The sequence below is a fragment of the Sphaerisporangium sp. NPDC004334 genome (assembly GCF_053602655.1).
Window position 1 is genome coordinate 119,893 of sequence record NZ_JBSGDZ010000010.1, and the last position, 20,487, is coordinate 140,379.

The 20,487-nt window shown below is 70.4% G+C and carries 20 protein-coding genes; 8 read left to right on the forward strand and 12 right to left on the reverse strand.

The annotated features are described in order from the left end of the window. Window positions 1-6: 6 nt before the first annotated feature. The 4 genes from abc-f to ACWEN6_RS14810 form a co-directional block, all read right to left on the reverse strand. Window positions 7-1,644: a ribosomal protection-like ABC-F family protein gene (abc-f, locus tag ACWEN6_RS14795; protein ID WP_452570678.1), complete on the reverse strand. Its 1,638-nt coding sequence runs from the start codon at window positions 1,642-1,644 to the stop codon at window positions 7-9. A 302-nt stretch (window positions 1,645-1,946) separates the two neighbouring features. Then, complete coding sequence (locus tag ACWEN6_RS14800; RefSeq protein WP_452570679.1) at window positions 1,947-2,234, reverse strand: Lrp/AsnC family transcriptional regulator; 288 nt, start codon at window positions 2,232-2,234, stop codon at window positions 1,947-1,949. A 674-nt stretch (window positions 2,235-2,908) separates the two neighbouring features. Next, a complete protein-coding gene (trpD, locus tag ACWEN6_RS14805; RefSeq protein WP_452570680.1) occupies window positions 2,909-3,985 on the reverse strand; it encodes an anthranilate phosphoribosyltransferase in 1,077 nt (358 codons plus the stop codon). 12 nt (window positions 3,986-3,997) lie between these two features. Beyond that, the gene (locus ACWEN6_RS14810; protein WP_354843872.1) at window positions 3,998-4,396 is read right to left on the reverse strand and encodes a response regulator transcription factor; all 399 of its coding nucleotides are present in this window, start codon (window positions 4,394-4,396) and stop codon (window positions 3,998-4,000) included. Between the two features lie 182 nt (window positions 4,397-4,578). On the opposite strand from ACWEN6_RS14810, the gene ctaE reads away from it, so the two are divergent. Genes ctaE through qcrB form a run of 4 tightly spaced genes read left to right on the forward strand, consistent with a single transcriptional unit; the run spans window position 4,579 to window position 8,783 of the window. After that, window positions 4,579-5,202 (forward strand): aa3-type cytochrome oxidase subunit III, encoded by a 624-nt coding sequence (gene ctaE / locus ACWEN6_RS14815; protein WP_354843474.1) that lies wholly within the window; start codon window positions 4,579-4,581, stop codon window positions 5,200-5,202. A 17-nt stretch (window positions 5,203-5,219) separates the two neighbouring features. Next, on the forward strand, window positions 5,220-6,050 hold the full coding sequence (gene qcrC, locus ACWEN6_RS14820) for a cytochrome bc1 complex diheme cytochrome c subunit (protein ID WP_354843477.1): 831 nt from the start codon (window positions 5,220-5,222) through the stop codon (window positions 6,048-6,050). After that, window positions 6,043-7,116 carry a cytochrome bc1 complex Rieske iron-sulfur subunit gene (gene qcrA / locus ACWEN6_RS14825; RefSeq protein WP_452570681.1) on the forward strand — a complete coding sequence of 358 codons (1,074 nt, stop codon included), beginning with the start codon at window positions 6,043-6,045 and terminating at the stop codon, window positions 7,114-7,116. Before qcrC ends, qcrA begins: the two co-directional genes overlap by 8 nt. Next, a complete protein-coding gene (qcrB, locus tag ACWEN6_RS14830; protein ID WP_452570682.1) occupies window positions 7,113-8,783 on the forward strand; it encodes a cytochrome bc1 complex cytochrome b subunit in 1,671 nt (556 codons plus the stop codon). Before qcrA ends, qcrB begins: the two co-directional genes overlap by 4 nt. Window positions 8,784-8,921: 138 nt before the next feature. Here qcrB and ACWEN6_RS14835 read toward each other — a convergent pair whose 3' ends face one another. From ACWEN6_RS14835 to ctaC, 4 genes are all read right to left on the reverse strand, one after another. Further along, the gene (locus tag ACWEN6_RS14835) at window positions 8,922-10,073 is read right to left on the reverse strand and encodes an Ig-like domain-containing protein (RefSeq protein ID WP_452570683.1); all 1,152 of its coding nucleotides are present in this window, start codon (window positions 10,071-10,073) and stop codon (window positions 8,922-8,924) included. A 346-nt stretch (window positions 10,074-10,419) separates the two neighbouring features. After that, a complete protein-coding gene (locus ACWEN6_RS14840; RefSeq protein WP_452570684.1) occupies window positions 10,420-10,815 on the reverse strand; it encodes a cytochrome c oxidase subunit 4 in 396 nt (131 codons plus the stop codon). After that, complete coding sequence (gene ctaD / locus ACWEN6_RS14845) at window positions 10,812-12,482, reverse strand: aa3-type cytochrome oxidase subunit I (protein WP_452570685.1); 1,671 nt, start codon at window positions 12,480-12,482, stop codon at window positions 10,812-10,814. Before ctaD ends, ACWEN6_RS14840 begins: the two co-directional genes overlap by 4 nt. Then, the gene (gene ctaC / locus ACWEN6_RS14850) at window positions 12,479-13,267 is read right to left on the reverse strand and encodes an aa3-type cytochrome oxidase subunit II (RefSeq protein ID WP_452570686.1); all 789 of its coding nucleotides are present in this window, start codon (window positions 13,265-13,267) and stop codon (window positions 12,479-12,481) included. The genes ctaD and ctaC overlap by 4 nt, the downstream gene beginning before the upstream one ends. 213 nt (window positions 13,268-13,480) lie before the next feature. Here ctaC and ACWEN6_RS14855 point away from each other — a divergent pair, with 213 nt between their 5' ends. Then, window positions 13,481-14,617: a cysteine desulfurase family protein gene (locus ACWEN6_RS14855; RefSeq protein ID WP_452570687.1), complete on the forward strand. Its 1,137-nt coding sequence runs from the start codon at window positions 13,481-13,483 to the stop codon at window positions 14,615-14,617. 92 nt (window positions 14,618-14,709) lie between these two features. Beyond that, on the forward strand, window positions 14,710-14,985 hold the full coding sequence (locus ACWEN6_RS14860; protein WP_452570688.1) for a sulfurtransferase TusA family protein: 276 nt from the start codon (window positions 14,710-14,712) through the stop codon (window positions 14,983-14,985). 119 nt (window positions 14,986-15,104) lie between these two features. Here the strand turns inward: ACWEN6_RS14860 and ACWEN6_RS14865 are convergent, their stop codons facing one another. Together ACWEN6_RS14865 and erpA are read right to left on the reverse strand one after the other, a co-directional pair. Beyond that, a complete protein-coding gene (locus ACWEN6_RS14865) occupies window positions 15,105-16,091 on the reverse strand; it encodes a carbohydrate kinase family protein (RefSeq protein WP_452570689.1) in 987 nt (328 codons plus the stop codon). Window positions 16,092-16,440: 349 nt separating this feature from the next. After that, complete coding sequence (gene erpA, locus ACWEN6_RS14870; protein WP_452570690.1) at window positions 16,441-16,794, reverse strand: iron-sulfur cluster insertion protein ErpA; 354 nt, start codon at window positions 16,792-16,794, stop codon at window positions 16,441-16,443. A gap of 204 nt (window positions 16,795-16,998) precedes the next feature. Here erpA and nadA point away from each other — a divergent pair, with 204 nt between their 5' ends. Further along, on the forward strand, window positions 16,999-18,186 hold the full coding sequence (gene nadA / locus ACWEN6_RS14875; RefSeq protein WP_452570691.1) for a quinolinate synthase NadA: 1,188 nt from the start codon (window positions 16,999-17,001) through the stop codon (window positions 18,184-18,186). Between the two features lie 112 nt (window positions 18,187-18,298). Here nadA and ACWEN6_RS14880 read toward each other — a convergent pair whose 3' ends face one another. After that, window positions 18,299-19,045 (reverse strand): SIMPL domain-containing protein, encoded by a 747-nt coding sequence (locus tag ACWEN6_RS14880; protein ID WP_452570692.1) that lies wholly within the window; start codon window positions 19,043-19,045, stop codon window positions 18,299-18,301. A gap of 72 nt (window positions 19,046-19,117) precedes the next feature. Then, window positions 19,118-20,317 (reverse strand): TolB family protein, encoded by a 1,200-nt coding sequence (locus tag ACWEN6_RS14885; protein WP_452570693.1) that lies wholly within the window; start codon window positions 20,315-20,317, stop codon window positions 19,118-19,120. Here ACWEN6_RS14885 and ACWEN6_RS14890 point away from each other — a divergent pair. After that, window positions 20,298-20,487, forward strand: a 190-nt coding sequence (locus ACWEN6_RS14890; protein WP_452570694.1) for a hypothetical protein, incomplete at its 3' end; no start/stop codon positions are given. The two genes, ACWEN6_RS14885 and ACWEN6_RS14890, sit on opposite strands and share 20 nt — an antisense overlap.

Sequence of the window (20,487 nt, forward strand, 5' to 3'; positions counted from 1 at the left end):
GAGGCGTCAGGCGGGCTCAGGAGCGGCGGTCTCCTGGAGGCGGGCGTCGGAGAGCCGGAGCCAGCGGTCGACCTTGATCTCGGCGAGGAAGCGTTCGTCGTGGCTGACGACCACGAAGGCGCCCTCGTAGGCGTTCAGCGCGCTCTCCAGCTGGCCGACGCTGACCAGGTCGAGGTTGTTGGTCGGCTCGTCCAGCAGCAGCAACTGGGGCGCGGGCTCGGCGTACAGGACGCAGGCCAGGGTGGCGCGCAGCCGCTCGCCGCCGGACAGCACGCCGACCGGCAGGTGGACGCGCTGGCCGCGGAACAGGAAGCGGGCGAGCAGGTTCATCCGCTGCGCCTCCGGCATCTCGGGCGCGGACGCGGCGAGGTTCTCCGCCACGGTGCGGCCGAGGTCCAGCAGGTCCAGCCGCTGGGACAGGTACGCCACCCGGCCGTCGGCCCGTCTGACCAGGCCGCCCTCCGGCTCCAGGTCGCCGTGGAGCAGACGCAGCAGAGTCGACTTGCCGGCGCCGTTGGAGCCGGTCAGGGCGATACGCTCGGGCCCCCGGATGGTCAGGTCGAGGCCATCGCCCGCGAACAGGGGCCGCTCGCCGTAGCGGACCTGCATCCGCTCGCCGAGGAAGACCGTGCGCCCGGCGGGGACGTTGGTGCCGGGCAGCTCCAGCGTGATCTTCTGCTCGTCGCGCAGGGCCCGGCTCGCCTCGTCCAGCTTGGACTTGGCGTCGCCTACCCGCGCGGCGTGCGTCTCGTTGGACCTGCCCGCCGACTCCTGGGCGCGCCGCTTCAGGCCCCCGGCGATGATCTTCGGTAGGCCGGCGTTGCCCAGGTTGCGCGCGGCGTTGCTCGCCCGGCGTTCGGCCCGCTCACGTGCCTGCTGCATCTCGCGCTTCTCGCGCTTGACCTCCTGCTCGGCGTTGCGGATGTTCTTCTCGGCGACCTCACGGGCGGCGCGGACGGCCTCCTCGTACTCGGTGAAATTCCCGCCGTAGGAGCGCAGCTCTCCCCCGTCGAGCTCGGCGATGCGGTCCATGCGGTCGAGCAGCGCCCGGTCGTGGCTGACCAGCAGCAGGCAGCCGTTCCAGTCTTCGAGCACCGCGTAGAGCTTGCGGCGCGCGTCGAGGTCGAGGTTGTTGGTGGGCTCGTCGAGCAGCAGGACGTCGGGGCGTCTGAGGAGCTGCGCCGCCAGGCCGAGCGAGACGACCTGGCCGCCGCTGAGGGTGTGCAGGGGGCGGGTGAGGGCGAGGTCGCCGAGGCCGAGCCGGTCGAGCTGGGCCCGGGTGCGCTCCTCGATGTCCCAGTCGTCGCCGATCGTGGTGAAGTGCTCCTCGCTGGCGTCACCGGCCTCGATGGCGTCCAGCGCCTCGATCACCGGCGCGACGCCGAGGACCTCGGCCACCGTCGGGTCGCCGAGCAGGGGCAGCGTCTGCGGGAGGTAGCCGAGCACTCCCCCGGCGGAGACGCCGCCCGCGGTGGGCCGGAGCTCGCCGGCGATCAGCTTGAGCAGCGTGCTCTTCCCGGCGCCGTTCGGCGCGACGAGGCCGGTGCGGCCGCCGCCCACGGTGAAGGACAGATCGTCGAAGACCGGGGTGTCGTCCGGCCAGGAGAAGGACAGGTTGGAGCAGATGATGAAGGCATCGGACATGAATGAGACCTTGTGTGATCACGCCGGGCGCGCTGGCGCCCAGGCAGGGGACGGGCATGGGGAACGACGACGCCGCCACGTCGGCCGCGCACCTGTGCGCGCGCCGGTGGCTGATCACATCCGGGTATCACCCGGAGATGTCGTCGTCACCTGCCACGTCTGATCTCCTACATCCGACAATCCGTGCCCCCGCACTCTACCAGCCCTGCCATCCTCCTCCCGTCCGGTCCTCGTCCCTGGTCGTCCTCCGGTCCCCGTCCCCGGCCTCCGCCGCTGTGGTCCTGCCTCCGGGCGTCCTGTGTTCAGTCGGCTTCGGCGAAGCCGATGGAGAAGGCCGCGTCGAGGTCGTGCTTGGAGTAGGTGCGGAAGGCGAGGTGGGTCTCGGTGGCGAGGACGCCGGCCACCTTGTTGATGCGTCCGGGGATCACCTCGGCGATCTCCTCGTACGCGGAGACCCTGACCATCGCCACCAGGTCGTAGTCACCGGTGATCGAGTACACCTCGCTGACCCGGTCAAGCTCGGCGATCGTCTGGGCGACTTCGGGGATCCGGTCGACCTCCGCCTTGATGTGCACGATCGCGGTGATCATACGGGCTCTCTCCTTCGAGTGCGGCTTGGCCCGACTCTAGCGCCGAGCGGTTCACTGCCTGAGACGCGGTACCACCGAACCCCGCGCTACCCCGGCCGTGAGCCGGCACGCCACGGAAGGCACGGGCACCGGCCGATCGCCGTTACACGGCGCCGGATTCGCCGACCACCCTCCCACCGCGCCGGCGCCGGTGGAACATGGCCCACGAGGCGAGGGAGTGGGCCGCCCACAAGTCAGGTGGCAAGCGGGTGCGCCATACGCGTGCGGGGACGGCGAGAACCCGGATGGCAGGGCGGACATCGGGGACACGCTGGGCGACGTAGGAGGGCGCCGGATTCGCCGACCACCCTCCCACCGCCGGCGCCGGTCGGCTCACAACCCACGAGGCGGGGGCGCGGCATACGTCGGCGGGCGGCGGGGACACGGCCCATCCGGCCGGGCCCGGCAGCACGAAGCCGGCAGGACGAAGCCGGCAAGGGTCAGGGTGAGAGCGGGGATCCCTTGCGCGGTGGTGGGTGATTCGTGGGCGGAATCGCTCAGGATGGACAGCGCCGAACGCCCCACTTCGCAGGCGGCGGCGGGGAGCCGATGCGGCGAGGGGCTCCTGAGGAAGGCGCGCCGAAGGCGGCATTTCCGACGGCGCGCCGGGAGCACCAGAAGCAGGTGGTGTTCGGTCAGGGGGTCTTCTTGTGGGAGCGGCTGATCTGGACCCAGCGGGTGAGGGTTTCGGCGGCGCGGCCGGAGTCGACGGCTTCGGCGGCGCGGGTGTAGGCCCTGGTCATCGCGGCCACCAAGGCGTCGCCGGGCGGGCCCGGGTCGGGGGCGGCGGCGCCGGCGTCCAGGCTGACCAGGGCGGCCGCGGCGTTGAGCAGCACCGCGTCGCGCACCGGGCCGAGCTTCCCGCCGACCAGGTCGTTGACGGCGCGCGCGTTGAACTCGACGTCGCCGCCGCGCAGCGCGTCGGCCTCGGAGCGCGGCACGCCGATGTCCAGCGGGTCGAAGGTGGTCTCGACGGCCGTGCCGTCACGCACGACCCACACGGTGGAGGTGGTGGCGGTGGACAGTTCGTCGAGGCCGTCGTCGCCGCGGAACACCAGGGCCGACACGCCGCGCTCGGCGAAGACGCCGGCGACGACGGGCAGCATGCGCGCGTCGTAGACGCCGATGGCCTGCGCCGACGGGCGGGCCGGGTTGGTGAGCGGGCCGAGGAAGTTGAAGAAGGTCGGGATGCCGATCTCTTTGCGGACGGGGCCGGCGAACCGCAGGGCCGGGTGGTAGACCGGCGCGAAGCAGAACGCGATGCCCGCCTCGACGGCCGTGCGCGCGGTGGACTCCGGGGACAGGTCGAGGACGATGCCGAGGTGTTCGAGCACGTCTGCGGCGCCCACCGAGGAGGACGCCGAGCGGTTGCCGTGCTTGACGACCCGGGCCCCGGCCGCGGCGGCGACGATCGCGGCCATGGTGGAGACGTTGACGGTGTGCGCGCGGTCGCCGCCGGTGCCCACGATGTCGACGGTGGGGCCGTCGACCGACAGCGGCGTGGCCCGCTCGAGCATGGTGCGCGCCAGCCCGACGACCTCGGCCACCGTCTCGCCCTTGGCCTTCAGCGCCGTGGCGAAGGCGGCGATCTGGGCGGTCGTGGCGGAACCGGACATGATCTCGCCCATCGCCCAGGCGGTCTCGTCGGCGGTGAGGTGCTCACGGGCGAGCAGGGCCGTGAGCAGCGCGGGCCACGTGGTGCGCGCGTCCATGGGGTCTCCGGGTCAGTGGGAGGTGATGCGGGAGGCCGAACGGCTCCGCATGAGGCCGGCGACCGCCTCGGCGAGCGCCATGGGGTCGATCGGCTGCGCCACGACGGCGTCGGCGCGGGACCAGTCGGCCAGCCAGCGGTCGTCGCGACGCCCGATGATCACACAGATCGGCGGGCAGTCGTACACCTCGTCCTTGGCCTGGCGGCAGATGCCCATGCCGCCCGCGGGGACGGCCTCACCGTCGAGGACGGCCACGTCGATCTCTCCGGAGTCCAGGTGCTTGACGACCGCCGGCTGCGTGGCGCACTCGACGATCTCCACGAGGGGCACGTCGGCGGCGGGACGCCGTCCGATCGCCAGCCGCACCTTCTCGCGGGTGCTTGCGTCGTCGCTGTAGACGAGAACCCTCATGCTCACGGTCGCGCTCACTATCGATTGGGACGAGGTATGGTCACCACGGATGCTACCTGTCCCCGGCGACGGAAACCCAGACCAGTCACACTTAGCGCTGTTCCCGGCTTATGTCTGGTTTATCGGGGTGAGGTGGCCTTACCGGGGGGTCGTGCGCCGACCCGACCCCTCCAGCCGCAATAATGCTGGGCGTGGCGACAGCATCCGCAATTACGACGACAGCAGCACCGTCCCGCCGGCCGAACCTGGTCCAGGTCGGGACGATCGTCTGGCTGTCCTCTGAGCTCATGTTCTTCGCGGCGCTGTTCGCGATGTACTTCACCATCCGGTCGGTCAGCCTCGGCCAGGGCAAACCCTGGCCCACGCTGCCTGAAGGCGTCCACCTGGACATCCCGTACGCGCTGGTCAACACGATCGTGCTGGTGCTGTCGAGTGTGACGTGCCAGCTCGGCGTGTGGGCCGCTGAGAAGGGTCAGGTCAGGAAGCTCCGGTTCTGGTACATCATCAGCTTCCTCATGGGCGCCTGGTTCGTCGGCGGGCAGCTGTACGAGTACCACAACCTCGTGGAAGAGGGCGTGACCCTGTCCTCCAACGCCTACGGTTCGGTCTTCTACCTGACCACGGGCTTCCACGGCCTGCACGTGACCGGTGGTCTGATCGCGTTCCTGTTCATGCTGGGACGCACGTACGCCGCGAAGCGCTTCACACATGAGCAGGCCACCAGCGCGATCGTCGTGTCCTACTACTGGCACTTCGTCGACGTCGTCTGGATCGGCCTCTTCGCGACCATCTACATCATCAAATGATCGGAACGAGGATATCGGTGAACTCGATCACCGCACGGAGGCGGCATCCGCTCGCGCGATACGCCGTCCTCCTCCTTGCCCTGAGCCTCCTCGGCGGGGTGTACGCCCTGGTGGCGCCCGGAGGAGACCGAGCTGACGCGGCGATCGCCTCCGGCAAGGCGGACGACGTGGCCGCGGGCAAGGATCTGTTCGCGGCACACTGCGCGAGCTGCCACGGCCTGAACGGCGAGGGGTCCTACTCCTCCGGCGGTGCATCGGGCCCGAGCCTCGTCGGCGTCGGCGCCGCTGCCGTGGACTTCCAGGTGTCCAGCGGCCGCATGCCGTTCTCCGACCCCGGCCCCCAGGCGCCGCGCAAGCGCCCGCCGGACTGGGTGAACCAGGACACGATCCGGCAGCTGGCCGCGTACGTGCAGTCGCTGGGCGGCGGTCCGACCAAGCCCTCCCTGGAGGCGACCGACCCGTCCAAGGGCGACCCCGCCAAGGGCGGCGAGCTGTTTCGCGCGAACTGCATCCAGTGCCACAACTTCGTCGGGTCGGGCGGCGGCCTGACCTACGGCAAGTACGCACCTCCGCTGAACCCCGCCACCCCCACCCAGATCTACGAGGCGATGGCCACGGGCCCGCAGGCGATGCCGGTCTTCAACGACAGCACGATCACGCCCGAGGAGAAGCGGGACATGATCGCCTACATCGTCAGCGTCCGCCAGCAGCCCGACCCGGGCGGCAGCGGCCTCGGCCGCATCGGCCCGGTGACCGAGGGCCTGGTCGGCTGGATCGTCGGCATCAGCCTCCTCGCCCTCGCCGCCATCTGGATCACCGCGAAGAAGCGTCAGGCCAACCATGACTGAGATTCCGAACGACATCGAGCAGGCCGAAGATCGCGTCCCGAGGCGCGTCATCGGCACGCCCCCTCCGGGGGGTGAGACGTCGGCGCTCGGCGCGCCGGCCAGCGCCCACGAGGAGATCGTGCACGAGGGGGTGACGTTCCCCGACCCGGCCAAGGCCCGCAAGGCCGAGCGCGTCGTCGCCCTGCTGTTCGTGGTGTCCTTCGTCGCCGCGATCGTGTTCATCGTGTCGTACGTCGTCTTCCAGGTCGGCACCATCGACAAGACCCAGACCTCCAACTTCGCCCTCGGAGCCTCGCTGACCGTCGCCCTGCTGTCGATGGCGGCCGGCATCGTGGTCTGGGTCCGCGGCATCATGCCGAAGTACAACCTGGTCCAGGAGCGCCACCCGATGGCGACCGGGGCGGAGGTCCGCGAGAACGTCAACGCGACGTTCCTGCAGGGCGCCAACGAGAGCGGCTTCGTCAAGCACAAGCTGCTGCGCCGCACCCTCCTGCTGGCCGCGGCCCCGCTCGGCCTGCTGCCGCTGGTGCTGCTGAAGGACCTCGGCCCCCTGCCGGGCACGACGCTGCGGCACACGGTGTGGAAGAAGGGCCTTCGCCTGATGGTGGAGGGCACCAAGCAGCCGATCCGCGCGGCCGACTTCAACTCCCCCGGCGGCATCCTGTCGGTGGTCCCGGAGGGGCACGAGGAGGATCTAAACGCGCTGGCCAAGGCCACGCTGATCCTCATCAAGTTCCGGCCGGAGGACCTCAAATCGGGCACCAAGCTCAATTGGACCCACGACGGCATCGTTGCGTACTCTAAAATCTGCACGCACGTGGGCTGCCCCGCGGCGCTTTACGAGCAGACGACGCACCACATCCTCTGCCCCTGCCACCAGTCCACCTTCGACGCCGCCGACGGAGCGAAGGTCATCTTCGGCCCCGCGGCGCGTCCCCTGCCCCAGCTGCCGATCGGCGTCGACGGCGAGGGCTACCTCATCGCACAGAGCGACTTCAACGTCCCGGTCGGCCCCAGCTTCTGGGAGCGCGGGGACGCCGAAGCCGAAGTCAGGGGGAAGGCATGAGCCTGGACAGCACTCCTAAGGCCATCGCAGGACCCGCGAACTTCATCGACGAGCGCATCGGTGCGGGCAACTTCCTCAAGCGCAACCTGCGCAAGGTCTTCCCGGACCACTGGTCGTTCCTGCTCGGTGAGATCGCCCTGTACTCGTTCGTCATCCTGCTGCTCACCGGTACGTTCCTGACGTTCTGGTTCAGGCCGAGCATGGGCGAGGTCACCTACAACGGCGCCTACGCGCCGCTGGTGGGCGTGCGCATGTCCGAGGCGTACGCCTCCTCGCTGCACATCAGCTTCGACGTGCGCGGCGGCCTGCTCATCCGGCAGATCCACCACTGGGCGGCGCTGCTGTTCGTGGCGGGCATGATGGTGCACATGCTCCGGGTGTTCTTCACCGGCGCCTACCGCAAGCCGCGCGAGCTCAACTGGATCATCGGCGTCCTGCTGCTCACCCTGGCCCTGCTGGAGGGCCTGACCGGCTACTCCCTGCCCGACGACCTGCTCTCCGGCGCCGGTCTGCGGATCACCGAGGGTGTGGCCATCTCCATCCCGCTGGTGGGCACCTACATCACCTACTTCCTGTTCGGCGGGGAGTATCCGGGCCACGACGTGATCTCGCGGTTCTACAGCATCCACATCCTGCTGATCCCGGGCATCCTGCTGGCGCTGATCTCGGCCCACCTGATCCTCATGTGGGTGCAGAAGCACACCCAGATGCCGGGCAAGGGCCGCACCGAGCAGAACGTGGTGGGCGCGCCGTTCTACCCGTCGTTCATGGCCAAGTCGGGCGCGTACTTCCTGTTCACGTTCGGCGTGGTGGCGCTGCTCGGCACCTTCGCCCAGATCAACCCGATCTGGTTGTTCGGACCGTACACGCCGGCCGACATCTCGGCCGGCTCGCAGCCCGACTTCTACATGGGCTTCCTGGAGGGCTCGCTGCGGCTCATGCCGTCGTGGGAGATCAACTTCCTGGGGCACACCCTGCCGCTGAGCGTGCTCATCCCGGCGCTGGGGCCGATGGGCCTCATCATGACGGGCCTGGCGCTCTACCCGTTCGCGGAGCAGTGGATCACCGGTGACCGCAGCGAGCACCACCTCGCCGACCGTCCCCGCAACAACCCGCACCGCACCTCGATCGGCATCGCGGCCATCACCTTCTACGGTCTGCTGTGGCTGCTGGGAGCCAACGACTGGATCTCGGCGAAGTTCCACATCTCGCTCTACACCACGACCGAGGTCGGCCGCGTGCTGATCTTCGTCGGGCCGGCGATCGCGTACTTCGTCACCTACCGCATGTGCATCGGCCTCCAGCGCCACGACGCGGACGTGCTGTCGCACGGCGTCGAGTCCGGCGTCATCAAGCGCCTGCCGCACGGCGAGTACATCGAGGTGCACGTGCCGCCGGCCGAGGACATCGCGGCGCACGTGCGCGGCAAGAAGGCCATCCCGGCCATCGCCGCCGCGCCCGACCGCGACGGCATCCCACCGAAGGGCATGCGCGGCCCGATCGGCCGGCTGCGGGCCCGGCTCAGCGAGACCTACTCGGGCGACACCGAGGCGATCTCCCTGGACGGCCACGACGGTCACCACAACGGGCACGACGGCCACGGGGCGCCGCACGCGGCGGTGGGCGCCGGGCCGGCGGACGAGACGACCAAGTCGATCGGCCACTGACACATCGGCACACCGGCCGCCACGGCGGCCGGCCGCGGAGAGGGCCCGGGCGCACCACGCGCCCGGGCCCTCTCCGTTCGACCTTCCTTCCCCGGAGCCTTCCGGGGCCCGGCACCTCCGTGCGCGCTTCGTGCGCCGTCAGGAGGTGACGCGCCGCTTGGAGGTGTCGGTCTGCTGGGTCAGGTGGTCGCTGACCGGGACGGCCGACAGGGCCTCGGTGGTGAAGCCCGAACGCAGCCCGCTCCACCGCAGCCACTGGGGCCAGCTCTCCTGCCAGTGTCCCCATCCGTTCCCCGGGTCGAGCTGACGCGGCGTGCCGCTCACGATGATCGGGTCGCCGATGAGGGTGACCTCCTTGAACCACTTGGCATTGGACGGGCTGACGTTGATGCAGCCGTGGCTGACGTTGGAGTTGCCCTGCGAGCCCACCGACCACGGGGCGCCGTGGACGTACTCGCCGGTGTCGGAGATGCGCACGGTGTCGTAGACGGTCAGGCTGTAGTAGCCGGCGCTGCCGGGGCCGGCGTCCGGGGAGGTCATGGTCGTGACATCCTCGCGCGACATGGCCAGGTGGACGCCGTTGGTCGTGTAGTGGTTCCAGCTTCCGCCGTCCCCCGCGCTGAGCGGGATGGTCCTGATGACCTCGCCGTCGCGCTTCACCGTCATCTGGTGGCTGACGGTGTCGGCGTGGCTGATCTGGGCGCGGCCCACCTCGAACTCGCGGACGTAGTCCTGGGCGCCGTACATGCCAGGCGCGCCGCGGACCCCGGCGAGCTGCGCGACGAGCTTCACCTTGGTGTTGGCCGGCCACCACTTCTTGGGCCGGAAGCTCACCGACTTGTCGTCGAACCAGTGCCAGGCGCCCTCCACCGGCTTGGAGCTCTGGACCATCAGGTTGCGCTCGACCGACACCCGGTCGGTGATGCCGTGGGTGAAGGTCAGCATGATCGGCATTCCGACGCCCACGGTGAGGCCGGTGATGTCCTTGTTGGGCAGGATCTTGTCGACCGCGAAGGTCTGAGTGGCCTTCTGCGTGGAGAACTCGCTGGTCACCTGCTTGGTGGCCCCCGTGGGGCCGACGGCGACGACGGTGACCTGATAGGTCTCGCCGGGGGCCGTGCCGCGCTTGCTGCGCCACTGGGTGTGGTCGGCGCTCAGCACGCCCGCGACCAGGGTGTTGCCGGCCTTGCCGCGCACCGTGACGCTCCTGAGAGCGCCATTGACGGCCCCGACCATGACGGGCAGTTCAGGAGCCACCAGGGCCGCCCCGTTGCCCGGAGAGACGCTCACAGCCACGTCCTGCCGTGAGCCAGAGGTACCTTGTCCTTTCTCGGTTCCGGAGCCCGCGCAACCACCTGCCAGCAGCAGGGCCAGCGCCCCCGTTCCCATGGCGACCACCCGGATCTCGACGTGTCTCACGTTACGTCTCCCCCGCTCCGATGGATCACTCCTTGTGAGTTATTACCCGGTTACAGCGTGTCGTGTACCCGTGCAGAAGGAGAAAGGCCGCAACGACCAGCAAAAAAGCCGCGCGGGCGACCGACGCTCCCTTGACGGAGAGCTCGGCCGCCCGCGCGGCGGAAGTGGGGTGGACGGGACCTGGACGGCGGGCGCGCCGCCGTCCGGGGCCGTCCGGTCAGTGCGTGAAGTGACCCCGGTAGTACTGGAAGACGAAGCCGATGGTCGCCATGATCACCGCGAAGACGCCGATGATGAACATCCACCAGCCGATGACGAAGCCCACGGTCATCAGGGCGACCGCGAGGCACAGGAACAGCGGCCACCAGCTGGAGGGGCTGAAGAAGCCCAGCTCGCCGGCGCCGTCGCTGATCTCGGCGTCCTTCCTGTCCTCGGGCTGGTCGCCGATGCGGCGCGCCGTGTAGAGCAGGTAGTAGCCGATCATGAGCGCCAGGCCCACCGAGATGGCGAGCGCGGTGGTGCCGGTGGGCTCCTTGGACCAGAACCAGTAGACCAGGTCCACGGCGGCGAAGAAGATGCCGCAGAGGAGGAACAGCCAGCCCTGAACCTTCATCGAACCTCCTCCAGTTCCTTCTCCGGAGCGAGCCGGTGCGGGTTCTTCAGGTCGAACGCGGGACGCTCGGACCGGATGCGGGGCAGCCGGGTGAAGTTGTGCCGCGGCGGCGGGCAGGAGGTCGCCCACTCAAGGGAGTTGCCGAAGCCCCACGGGTCGTCGACGGTGACCTTCTCACCGTGCCGCCAGGTCCGCCACACGTTGTAGAGGAACGGCAGCGTCGAGGCGCCGAGGATGAACGCGCCCACCGAGGAGACCACGTTCAGGTCGGTGAACCCGTCGGCCGCCGAGTAGTCGGCGTAGCGGCGGGGGAAGCCCTCGGCGCCGAGCCAGTGCTGCACCAGGAAGGTGGTGTGGAAGCCGATGAACAGCGTCCAGAAGTGCCACTTGCCGAGGGTGTCGTTGAGCATCCTGCCGGTGAACTTCGGCCACCAGAAGTAGAAGCCGGAGAACATCGCGAACACCACGGTGCCGAAGACGACGTAGTGGAAGTGGGCCACGACGAAGTAGGAGTCGCTGACCTGGAAGTCCAGCGGCGGCGAGGCCAGGATGATGCCGGTCAGGCCGCCGAACAGGAACGTCACCAGGAAGCCCACCGCGAACAGCATCGGCGAGGCGAAGGTGATGTGACCCCGCCACATCGTGCCGATCCAGTTGAAGAACTTCACGCCGGTCGGCACCGCGATGAGGAAGGTCATGAACGAGAAGAACGGCAGGAGCACCTGGCCGGTGACGAACATGTGGTGCGCCCACACCGCGGCCGACAGGCCGGCGATGGCGATCGTCGCGCCGATGAGGCTCATGTAACCGAAGATCGGCTTGCGGCTGAAGACCGGCAGGACCTCGGTGATGATGCCGAAGAACGGCAGCGCGATGATGTAGACCTCGGGGTGGCCGAAGAACCAGAACAGGTGCTGCCACAGCATGGCGCCGCCGGTCGCCGAGTCGAAGATGTGCGCCCCGAGGTGGCGGTCGGCCTCCAGGCCGAGCAGCGCGGCGGCCAGCACCGGGAACGCCAGCAGCACCAGGATGCTGGTGAGCAGGATGTTCCAGGTGAAGATCGGCATGCGGAACATCGTCATGCCGGGGGCGCGCATGCAGATGATCGTGGTGATGAAGTTGACCGCGCCCAGGATGGTGCCGATGCCGGACATCGACAGGCCCATGATCCACAGGTCGCCGCCGAGCCCCGGGGAGGAGACGGCGTCCGACAGGGGCGTGTAGGCCGTCCAGCCGAAGGAGGCGGCGCCGTCGGGGGTGAAGAAGCCCGAGACGGCGATCGTGCTGCCGAACAGGTAGAGCCAGTAACTCACCATGTTCAGGCGCGGGAACGCCACGTCGGGCGCGCCGATCTGCAGCGGCATCAGCTCGTTGGCGAAGCCCGCGAACAGCGGGGTCGCGAACATCAGCAGCATGATCGTGCCGTGCATGGTGAACAGCTGGTTGAACTGCTCGTTGCTGACGAACTCAAGGCCCGGCTGGGCCAGCTCGGCGCGCATGATCAAGGCCATGACGCCGCCGATGAGGAAGAACACGAACGAGGAGATCAGGTAGAGGTGCCCGATCACCTTGTGGTCGGTCGAAGAGAGCCACCGCGCGATGACGGTCCCCTTGCGGGCGCTCCGCGGCGGGATCGCACCGCCGATCGGCTCGTTGATGGCGGTCACTGGGCACTCCCCGCCTGGCTGTTGACGTACTGGTCGTACTCGGCCTGCGGCACGAGTTTCACGGTGAAGAGCATGCGGCTGTGGTCGACGCCGCACAGCTCGGCGCATCGGCCCGCGAAGGTGCCGGGCTTGTCGAGGGTGTGGATCTCGAAGACGTTCTTCACGCCCGGGAGCACGTCGCGCTTGAACAGGAACGCGGGCACCCAGAACGAGTGGGCGACGTCCGGCGAGGTGAGCTCGAACTGCACCGACTTGTTCATCGGGAGCACCAGCTCGGGGCGCTTGGCCGGGGTGCCGACGACGCTGACGGTCTTGCCGCCGCTCTCGCTGGTGAAGCGCCAGCTCCACTGGAAGCCCTCGACGTGCACCTTGACGTCGGGGTTCTTCGACACCGCGGTGATGGTGCTCTCGTCACGGGCGGTGAAGTAGAAGAACACCGCGACCATGATGATCGGCACCGTGGTGTAGAGGATCTCGATCGGCAGGTTGTAGCGCACCTGCGGCGGCAGCGCGTCCCCACTGTTCTTGCGCTTGCGGTGGAACGCGCAGGCCCAAAGGATCAAACCCCAGACGACGACACCGACCGCGAGGGAGGCGATCCAGGCACCGTTCCACAGACTCTGGATGATGCCGGCCTCTTTGGTGACGCCTTGGGGCATGCCGGCACGATCCCACGTGCCAGGGCCCCCACACGCCGTCAGGGAAACCAGCAGCGCCGCCAGGGCGGCGGCGCCCGGCACCCTTCGGGCCAACGGACGCCGTCTAGTACGGCGGGTCGGACTCACGGATCGCCTACCCCACAGATAAAGCCCAAGAGTCCCCCTCCTGGGCGGTCGTTTCCAGATTCACGTTGTTCGCGCTCTTAGTTGTCTCACGTCACGCTGGGGGACACATTAGCGCGCACAGGGCCCGCCCCCCTTCTCAGCCCCCGCGAACGGCGGTCCCGGGCGCGCTCACCCCGTCGCGGCGACCCCGGCCGCGGGTGCGAGCATGAACGCGTGGCGTACTTCGACGCGGCCTCGGCCGAACCCCTGCACCCCGCCGCGCGCGAGGCGCTGATCGCGGCCCTGGACGCCGCCGGCGCCGACCCCGCGCGGCTGTACGGCGCGGCGCGGCAGGCCCGGCTGCTGCTCGAACGCGCCCGCGCCGAGGCCGCCGAGGTGATCGGCGCGCGTGCCGACGAGGTCTCCTTCACCTCCTCCGGGACGCAGGCCGTCCATCTCGGGGTGCTCGGGACGCTGCCCGGCCGCCGCCGCGCCGGGCGCCGCGTGGTGGCGAGCGCCGTCGAGCACTCCAGCGTCCTGGCCGCCGCGGCGGCCAACGAGCGCGACGGCGGCTCGGTGGAGCTGGTCGGGGTGGGCCGGACCGGCCGGGTGGATCCGGCGGAGTTCGGCGCGGCCGTCGCGGCGGAGGGCACCGCTCTGGCCTGCCTGCAGACCGCCAACCACGAGGTCGGCACCCTGCAGCCGGTCGCGGAGGCCGCCGAGGCGTGCCAGGCGGCGGGGGTCCCGCTGCTGGTGGACGCCGCCCAGACGCTCGGGCGGGTCCCCGTCCCCGAGGGCTGGTCGGTGCTCGCGGCCAGCGCCCACAAGTGGGGCGGGCCGGCCGGGGTCGGGCTGCTGGCCGTGCGCAAGGGCACCCGGTGGCGTTCGCCGCTGCCGGAGGACGAGCGCGAGCGCGGCAGGGTGCCGGGCTTCGAGAACGTCCCGGCGGCCGTGGCCGCGGTGGCCGCGCTGCGCGCCGCCGTCGCCGAGTCCGGGCGGGAGAACGCGCGGCTGTCGGCCCTGGTGGACCGGGTACGCGAGACCGTGCCGCGCGTGGTGCCGGACGTCGAGGTGGTCGGGGATCCGGCGCTGCGGGCGCCGCATATCGTGACCTTCTCGTGTCTTTACGTCCCTGGCGAGGCGATCCTCACCGAACTCGACAGAGCGGGCTTCTCGGTATCGTCCGGCAGCTCGTGCACGGCGAGTACGCTACGACCATCCCACGTGTTGGAGGCGATGGGGGTGCTCACGCACGGCAACGTCCGGGTGTCGCTGCCCAGAGGCGCCTCCGCCGCGGACGTCGACCGGTTCCTCGCCGTCCTGCCGGACATCGTCCGGCGCGTGCGCGAGAGCGTGGGAGTGAGGTCGTAGAGATGCGCGGCGCGCCGCGGGACCTGGTCTCGAAGGCGGGCCGGCTTCCCGGCGGGACGCGCCGGGGCCGCGACGGCGAAGGTGGATCACTGATGGCAGGCTCGCAGCAGCAGGCGTCCGCCGGGGCGCCCCAGCCCCCGGCCGCGCTCACGATCGACGCCCTGGGGCGCAAGTGCCCCATCCCGATCATCATGCTGGCCGAGCAGATCAACTCGGTGCCGCTCAATGCGACGGTGTCCGTGCTCGCCGACGACCCGGCGGCCTTCACCGACGTCCCCGCGTGGTGCCGGCTGAAGTCGCACCATCACGTGGGCACCTACGAGCTGCCGCAGGGCGGATGGGCCATCCACGTGCGCCGCAACTACTGACCGCCCCCGGCCACCGCGGCCGGCCCGCGGAGAACGCGGGCGGATCGCGAAGGCCGGAAGGCGCGGAGGGCCGGACGCCGTGGGGAGGTCAGACGGCGCGGCGGGTCAGACGCGGGAGGTCAGACGTAGTGGCACGACAGCCGCGGCTCGACCTCGGCGGCGGCGTCGGCGCCGTAGGCGGCGGTGAAGCGGTCCACGAACGCCTGCTTGCCGAGCTGGTACTCCTGCCCGCCGACGTGCTCGAGGACGTAGGTGGCGGTGAGGTTGCCGATCTGGCCGCAGCGCTCGAGCGACAGGCCCCAGGACAGGCCGGACAGGAAGCCCGAGCGGAAGGCGTCGCCGACGCCGGTGGGGTCGACCTTGCGCAGCTCGGGGGTCGGCGGGACGTGCACGCTCGGCTCGCCCTCGCGGTCGATGCGGGCGCCCTTCGGGCCGAGGGTGGTCACCCGCACCCCGACCCTGGACAGCACCTCTTCGTCCGACCAGCCGGTCTTCTGCTCGACGAGGGCCTTTTCGTAGTCGTTGGTGAAAAGGTAGGCCGCGCCGTCGACCAGAGCCCGGATCTCCTCGCCGTCCATGCGGGCGAGCTGCTGGGAGATGTCGGCGCCGAACGGGATGCCGCGCTGGCGGCACTCGCCGGTGTGGCGCAGCATCGCCTCGGGGTCGTTCGGGCTGATCATCACCAGGTCGAGGCCGCCGACGCGCTCGGCGACCGGGTGCAGCTCGATGTACCGCGCCTCGGCCATCGCCCCGGTGTAGAAGGAGGCGATCTGGTTGTGGTGCTCGTCGGTCGTGCACAGGAAGCGGGCCGTGTGGTGCAGGTCGGAGACGTGCACCGAGCCGCAGTCGACGCCGTGGCGCTCCAGCCACGAGCGGTAGTCGGTGAAGTCGTCGCCGACGGCGCCCACCAGGACCGGCGAAAGGCCCAGGCAGCCCATGCCGAAGCAGATGTTGGCCGCGGTGCCCCCGCGCCGGATCTGCAGGTCGTCGACCAGGAAGGACAGCGACACGCGGTCGAGCTGCTCGGCGATGAGCTGGTCCCCGAAGCTTCCCGGGAAGGTCATCAGATGATCGGTCGCGATGGATCCGGTGACGGCGATGCGCACGGGGTCGCTCTCCTCGTTGTCAGCCTCGATGAGCCCGCCAAGAATACGGCAAGGAACTCGAGCCCGAACCGAGAACCGCCGTGGATGATCTTCTCCGCGCGGGGGCCGGACAGGGAGCCGGCGGCGCCGGCGGCGCGAGGTCCGGGCGGCGCCCCGTGTGACCTGCGGCGCGGCCCGGCGGCCCCGGTGCACCCCTACGGGTCCACGCCGCGACGCGGGCCCGCCCCGGCGCGCGCGGGACGGCGGCGTCCGGGCTACCGAACACTGACGGCCAGGTGACACCCAAGAAGGGCGGGCAGGCCGAAACCCCGCCTGGCGGGAACCGCCGGACGGGGTGGAGGCGGCCTGCCTAGTTGAACGAGTCGCCGCAGGCGCAGGAGCCCGTGGCGTTCGGGTTGTCGATCGTGAAGCCCTGCTTCTCGATGGTGTCGACGAAGTCCACCGTGGCACCCATGAGGTAGGGGGCGCTCATGCGGTCGGTGACGACGCTGACCCCGCCGAAGTCGGAGACGACGTCCCCGTCCATCGAGCGGTCATCGAAGAAGAGCTGGTAACGCAGGCCGGAACAACCCCCGGGCTGCACCGCCACGCGCAACTGAAGGCCCTCTTCGCCCTGCTGCTCGAGCAGGCTGCGCACCTTGGCCGCCGCCGCGTCGGTCAGGATCAGGCCCTGCTGCGTGGTCTCGCTGCTCTCAACCGTCATCTGTTGACTCCCCGTCTGCCACACGCCCCTCGGGGACGGAGGCCTGGTTCTGAGGTCTCACTCAGACGCTACCAACAGCGGGGCACCGCTACACATTCCTGTCCCAGGGGGGCGGTCCGCTCCACCCCCCTGCGCCGAGCATCTCCGGCCGTGTGCCATCATTAGTCGTCAACTAGACGATAAGCCCCTTAAGAGGTGTAAGCCGTGACGACCACCGAAACCGGCCTTCCGCTCTTCGTCCTCGGTCAGGGCACCGACCCGCACAGCGAGCGCGGCGTCGACTGCCCCGGCGACCTGCCGGCGGCCTCCGACCCCGAGTTGGTCGCGCGCGCGGTCAAGGCGAAGGCGGCGCTCGGCGAGCGGCTCTTCGTGCTCGGGCACCACTACCAGCGCGACGAGGTCATCCAGTTCGCGGATGTGACCGGCGACTCCTTCAAGCTCGCCCGCGAGGCGGCGGCCCGCCCGTCCGCGGAGTACATCGTCTTCTGCGGCGTCCACTTCATGGCCGAGTCGGCCGACATCCTGACCGGCGACTCCCAGCGCGTGGTGCTGCCCGACCTGGCCGCCGGGTGCTCCATGGCCGACATGGCGACCTTCGACCAGGTCGAGGAGGCGTGGGAGGTCCTGTCCGACCTCGGCATCGCCGAGGTGACCGTGCCGATCACCTACATGAACTCCTCGGCCGACATCAAGGCGTTCTGCGGGCGCAACGGCGGCGCGGTGTGCACCTCCTCCAACGCCCGCCGGGCGCTGACCTGGGCGTTCGACGACGGCCCCGAGGGGCCGGAAGGCAAGGGCGCCGGCGAGCGCAAGGTGCTCTTCCTGCCCGACCAGCACCTCGGCCGCAACACGGCCGTGCTGGAGATGGGCATCCCCCTTTCGGAGTGCGTGGTCTACAACCCGCACCGCCCGAACGGCGGACTGACCGACCAGCAGCTCAGGGACGCCAAGATGATCCTGTGGCGCGGGCACTGCTCGGTGCACGGCCGGTTCACCGAAAGCTGCGTGGACGAGGTCCGCGAGCGCATCCCCGGCGTCAACGTGCTGGTCCACCCCGAGTGCCGGCACGAGGTGGTCACCAAGGCCGACCACGTCGGCTCCACCGAGTACATCATCAAGATGCTCGACCAGGCGCCGGCCGGGTCGGCGTGGGCGGTCGGCACCGAGCTGAACCTGGTCAAGCGGCTGGCGGCCCAGCACCCCGACAAGACCGTGACCTTCCTGGACCGGACGGTCTGCTACTGCTCGACGATGAACCGCATCGACCTGCCCCACCTGGTGTGGGCGCTGGAGTCGCTGGTCGAGGGCCAGGTCGTCAACCAGATCACCGTGGACCCCGACACCACCCACTGGGCCAAGGTCGCCCTGGACCGCATGCTCGCCCTCCCGTGACGGGTCAGGGACGGCCGCCGGTCGAGGTGCCCGAAGGACGGATCCGAGGAGAGCACGCCCGGAGGAAGCGGCAGATTATGGGCCGGTCCTGGGCCGGGAGGTGCGGCCGGGCTCAGGTGAGCTCGTAGACGACCCGCACCGTGAGGGTGACCGTGCCCTGCCCGGGGTTGACGCCGGACTTCTCGGTCAGCATCGCGAAGCGGGAGGGCGAGGTGTCGCCCTCTTCCTCCAGCTTCAGCACCCGGCCCAGCCCGCGCCCGGTCAGCTCGGCGTAGTGCCGCGCCTTGTCGTGCGCGTCGCGGACCGCGGCGGCGCGCGCGGCCTTCACCAGCGCCGCCGCCTTGGACACCTCGAAGGAGATGCCGTTCAGGCGCGCCTCCTCCCCCACCCCCGCGACCGCCTGCACCACCGCGTCCGCCCGGGACAGGTCGCGCACCAGCGCCTCGACGCCCTGAGCGGCCCGGTATCCGACGACCTTGGGGTACTTGTCGTAGTCGGCGGCGAGAGACAGGTCGTTGGTGCGCAGGTCCCGCTCGGCCACGCCGGCGCCCAGCAGCGCCTGGTTCAGCTTGAGCGCGGCGGCCTTGGCGGCGGCGAACGCCTCCCCCGCCCGATCACGGCGCACCTCCACGCCGGCGGTGAGGCGCATCACGTCCGGCGTCGCCTGGACGACGCCGCGTCCGCTGACGGAGAGCTCGGCCGGATCGCCCGCGCGCCCACGATGCGACGGCGACCTCGCGGCGTCGCGGAGGTGGGCATGGGCCGGCGCGGGGGCGGCGGAGACCGCGAGGGCGGGGGCCGCCTGCGCGCCGGCGAAGACGAAGGCGGCGGCCGCCAGGGCCGCGCTGAACGTGGTCATGTGCACATGGCACCACCGGCCGGCCCCGGCTCCGGCGCGCCCTTCCCAGGCGCGGCCGGATCTTGACCAACCTCAGGCGGCCCTGGTGTAGCGCAGGGACAGTTTTGGGTACTCCGCCGCCCCGGCCGTCGCCAGGACGCGGCCGGCCCTGCCCTTCAGGTCCACGACCACGGCCTCGTACCCTCTGCCCTTCTTGCGCCAGGCCGCGATGTGGGCGTCGTCGTACCAGCCGATGACCCGGTCGGTCGGGAAGGCGAAGCGCGCGCGCTCCTCGCCGTCCGCCGTCCACACGCAGATCTGGCCGCGGGCGGCGCAGGAGGTGAGAAAGAGGTCCCCCGACGGCGACATGTCGTCGCCCTCGACGGTGAGCGGGCTCCCGACCCGCAGCAGCGTCTGCAGCACGGTGCCGTCGAGGTCGTAGAACCGGATGCGCCGGGTGCCGCCCTTCAGCGCCCAGGTGCCGACGGCCCTGCCGTCGCCCCGCCAGAAGTAGCTCCAGCGTCCGACGTCCTTCTCCTTCACGTGGACGATCCTGGCCTTCCTGCGCGCCACGTCGATGATCGCGTAGCCGTGGCCGCGGCTGGTGCCGCCGACCGCCTCGTTCACCGTGACCAGCACCTTGGTGCCGTCGGGCGACCACTGCGGGTAGGACGGGTACACCGGCGCCTTGGCGATCCTTATCATCGTGCGCCCGGCGCCGGCCCGGTCGACCAGGGAGACGGCGGAGTGGCCGTCCTTGGTGTAGAGGGTGTCGACGCCGAGCGCCCGCCGGCCGTCGCCGCTCACCACGTACTCGAAGTACTTGCTCGTCTTGGTGAAGGAGTTCGCGCCGTCGTCCCGGATGTAGGCGCGCGTGCCGTTGTCCAGGCTGTAGAAGGTCAGCCTGACCGGGTCGCCGTCGCTCTCGTAGATCGTCACCGTGCTGCCCGGCAGCTCGATCGTCCTGGTGGCGGCGGGCGGCGCCGTCGCCGCCGGGCTCGCCCCGCCGGACGCGGCCGGGCCGGAGGAGCGTCCGGCCTGCTCGCCGGGGCGCCCCTGCGTGCCCGCGGTGCCGTCCGCGGAGACCCGCGGGCCTGGGGCGCCGGCCGGCGGCTGGGCGATCAGGTATCCGGCGCCGCCCAGGACGAGCGCGCCCGCGACGACGCCCGCCACCACCAGCGGAAGCCGCCCCTTCCTTCCGGAGGACCTTTCGGTGGGCGTGGCGGAGGGCGGGGCCGTCCGGACTCCGGCCGGGCCGGCGGAGGAGGGGTCGGTGAAGGACGGGCCGTTCAAGGACGGGTGGTTCAAGGACGGGCCGCTCAAGGACGAGTCGTTCAAGGACGGGCCGCTCAAGGACGAGTCGTTCAAGGACGAGTCGTTCAAGGACGGGCCGCTCAAGGACGAGTCGTTCAAGGACGAGTCGTTCAAGGACGGGCCGCTCAAGGACGAGTCGTTCAAGGACG